Here is a 3,257-nt window from a genome sequence, read left to right as displayed (position 1 = left end):
AGATGTGTATAAGAGACAGAAATTAATCTTACCTTAACGTCAGTTCAGATTGAAGCAGTATGGTGCCTTATTGTGTTTATTAAGCAAGACGAAGATCATTTTAGACCCTTTATACATATATATTACTAGTGAAAAAGTGTATAATATATCTTATTGGCATAAAACAATGAAGTCTTACAAAGAGCAATAATGTAATTTATATATAATAAGGAGAGAGAATCGTGAAGGCGAGTGCATTGTTCGAAAAAATCAAAGTGAAACAAGTTATCGGTAGTTTAGATAAAGAAGTGAACGATATTACAACAGATTCTCGTACTGCAAAGCCAGGAAGTATCTTTGTTGCATCAGTAGGCTACACAGTTGATAGTCATCGTTTCTGTCAACAAGTCGCCGATTCAGGATGTGAAGTTGTAGTCGTAAATCGTGAACAAGAAATTGACGGTGACGTCACACAAATTATCGTTCCGGACACGCTACGAGTAGCAAGTTTACTGGCGAATAAATTATTCGACTTCCCGAGTAAACATTTAACGACATATGGTGTCACAGGCACAAATGGTAAGACATCTATAGCAACGATGATTCACAATATTTACCGTGCCATGAATAAGAATAGTGCTTATTTAGGAACGAACGGCTTTCAAATCAATGAAGAGAAATCTAAAGGTGAGAACACGACTCCAGAAACTGTTTCTTTAACTAAAAAAATTCAAGAAGCGGTTGAAAAAGATGCTGAAGCAATGACGCTAGAAGTATCAAGTCACGGACTAGCTTTAGGGCGTTTGCGTGGCGTAGAGTTTGATGTTGCGATTTTCTCGAACTTAACGCAAGATCATTTAGATTTTCATGGCTCAATGGAAGCATATGGACACGCGAAGTCGTTACTTTTCAGTCAACTTGGACAAGACCTCTCTAAAGACAAATTCGTAGTGCTTAATAAAGATGATGATTTCTCAGAATATCTAGAGACCGTTACACCATTTGAAGCCTTCACATATGGTATTGATAATGAAGCCCAATTTATGGCTACCAATATTCAAGAAACATTACAAGGTGTCACATTTGATTTAGCTACACCTTTCGGTACATATCCTATTCAATCCCCATATGTGGGTAAATTTAATATTTCTAACATTATGGCTGCTATCATTGCGGTGTGGAGTACCGGTATCAGTCTTGAAGAACTGAGTCGAGTTGTACCTCAACTAGAACCAGTGGAGGGGCGTCTTGAAGTGCTCGACCCTGATTTGCCAATTGATTTAATTATCGATTATGCGCATACAGCTGATGGAATGAATAAATTGATTGACGCAGTGAAACCTTTCGTCAAACAGAAACTCATCTTCCTTGTTGGTATGGCTGGAGAAAGAGACATGGGCAAGACACCTGAAATGGGAACCGTTGCGTGTCGTGCAGACTACGTTATCTTTACGCCAGACAACCCAGCCAATGACGATCCTAAGATGTTGACTGCAGAGCTTGCTAAAGGTGCTACTCATGATAACTACGTTGAGTTTGATGACCGTGCAGAAGGTATTCGTCATGCTATTGAGGTAGCTGAACCAGGTGATACGGTCGTGCTTGCTTCCAAAGGACGTGAACCTTATCAAATCATGCCAGGTCATGTTAAAGTACCTCACCGTGATGACTTAATCGGTTTAGAAGCCGCGTATAAGAAATTCGGCGGTGGACCGGTTGAAGATTAAAGAGGTCCAGTTAGCAAAAGTAGCACGCCAAGTTTATCTTTATAAAAATGAGTCAGAGCGAGCGACATTGATAGCCATACCTGATTTGGAATGGTCAATGTTACTTCCTGATACTCAAGACGAACAAGAACTTGAAATGGAACTTGTGATGCATTTATTTACCATAATGGATGACGATAATGCCGAACATATAGCAAGACAAATTATTCAATGGTTACAATAAATATTTAAAGGAGTTAAAGCATGTCTATCAAAGAAGAAGTTGAATCTAGAAAGACCTTTGCCATCATCTCCCACCCGGATGCTGGTAAGACAACATTAACTGAGAAATTACTGCTTTTCGGTGGTGCGATTAGAGAAGCAGGTACCGTTAAAGGTAAGAAGACGGGTAAATTTGCGACAAGTGACTGGATGAAAGTTGAACAAGAGCGTGGTATCTCTGTTACAAGTTCAGTGATGCAATTTGACTACGATCACTATAAGATTAATATCCTTGATACACCAGGACACGAAGATTTCTCTGAAGACACGTATCGTACTTTGATGGCGGTTGATAGTGCGGTCATGGTTATTGACTGTGCGAAAGGGATTGAGCCTCAAACACTTAAACTTTTTAAAGTTTGTAAAATGAGAGGCATTCCTATCTTTACTTTTATCAACAAACTCGACAGAGTCGGCAAGGAACCGTTTGAATTACTCGATGAAATCGAAGAGACGCTTAATATTGAAACATATCCAATGAACTGGCCAATTGGAATGGGTCAGAATTTCTTCGGTATCATCGACCGTAATGAGAAGACAATTGAACCATTTAGAGATGAAGAGAATTTACTTCATCTTAATGACGATTTCGAATTGGAAGAGTCTCATCCGATTGCTAATGATTCTGCATACGAACAAGCAATTGAAGAGTTAATGCTCGTAGATGAAGCGGGTGAAGACTTCGATAAAGATGCATTATTAGGCGGAGAACTTACGCCTGTATTCTTCGGTTCAGCACTTGCTAACTTTGGTGTAGAGAATTTCTTGAATGCTTATGTTGATCACGCGCCGATGCCTAATGCAAGACAGACGAAAGATGGTAGTGAAGTGAGCCCTTATGATACTGATTTCTCAGGATTCATCTTTAAGATTCAAGCGAATATGGATCCTAAACACAGAGACCGCATTGCGTTTATGCGCGTAGTAAGTGGTGCGTTCGAACGCGGTATGGATGTGAAACTACAACGTACGAATAAGAAACAGAAGATTACACGTTCAACATCATTTATGGCAGACGACAAAGAAACTGTTAACCATGCCGTTTCAGGAGATATTATCGGCCTTTATGACACGGGTAACTACCAAATTGGTGACACTTTAGTAGGGGGTAATCAAAAATTTGAGTTTGAAGACTTACCTCAATTTACGCCAGAACGATTTATGAAAGTATCACCGAAGAACGTGATGAAACAGAAACACTGCCATAAAGGTATAGAACAACTCGTTCAGGAAGGTGCCATCCAGTACTACAAAACATTGCATACCAACCAAATTATTCTTGGTGCTGTG

The 3,257-nt window shown here is 39.5% G+C and carries 3 protein-coding genes; all 3 read left to right on the top strand.

Going from position 1 to position 3,257, the window contains the following annotated elements:
• The first annotated feature begins 221 nt into the window (after positions 1–221).
• Positions 222–1,706 (top strand): UDP-N-acetylmuramoyl-L-alanyl-D-glutamate--L-lysine ligase, encoded by a 1,485-nt coding sequence (locus tag CD126_RS11745; protein WP_049406727.1) that lies wholly within the window; start codon positions 222–224, stop codon positions 1,704–1,706.
• Entirely contained in the window at positions 1,696–1,929 is a 234-nt protein-coding gene (locus tag CD126_RS11740; protein WP_169931287.1) for a YueH family protein, read from the top strand. The genes CD126_RS11745 and CD126_RS11740 overlap by 11 nt, the downstream gene beginning before the upstream one ends.
• Positions 1,930–1,949: 20 nt before the next feature.
• Positions 1,950–3,257, top strand: a 1,308-nt coding sequence (locus CD126_RS11735; protein ID WP_103370521.1) for a peptide chain release factor 3, incomplete at its 3' end; no start/stop codon positions are given.

Source organism: Staphylococcus pettenkoferi (genome assembly GCF_002902685.1).
Classification (GTDB): domain Bacteria; phylum Bacillota; class Bacilli; order Staphylococcales; family Staphylococcaceae; genus Staphylococcus; species Staphylococcus pettenkoferi.
Note: the sequence above shows the minus strand (reverse complement) of the source record. Positions and strands in the feature narration are given on the sequence as shown.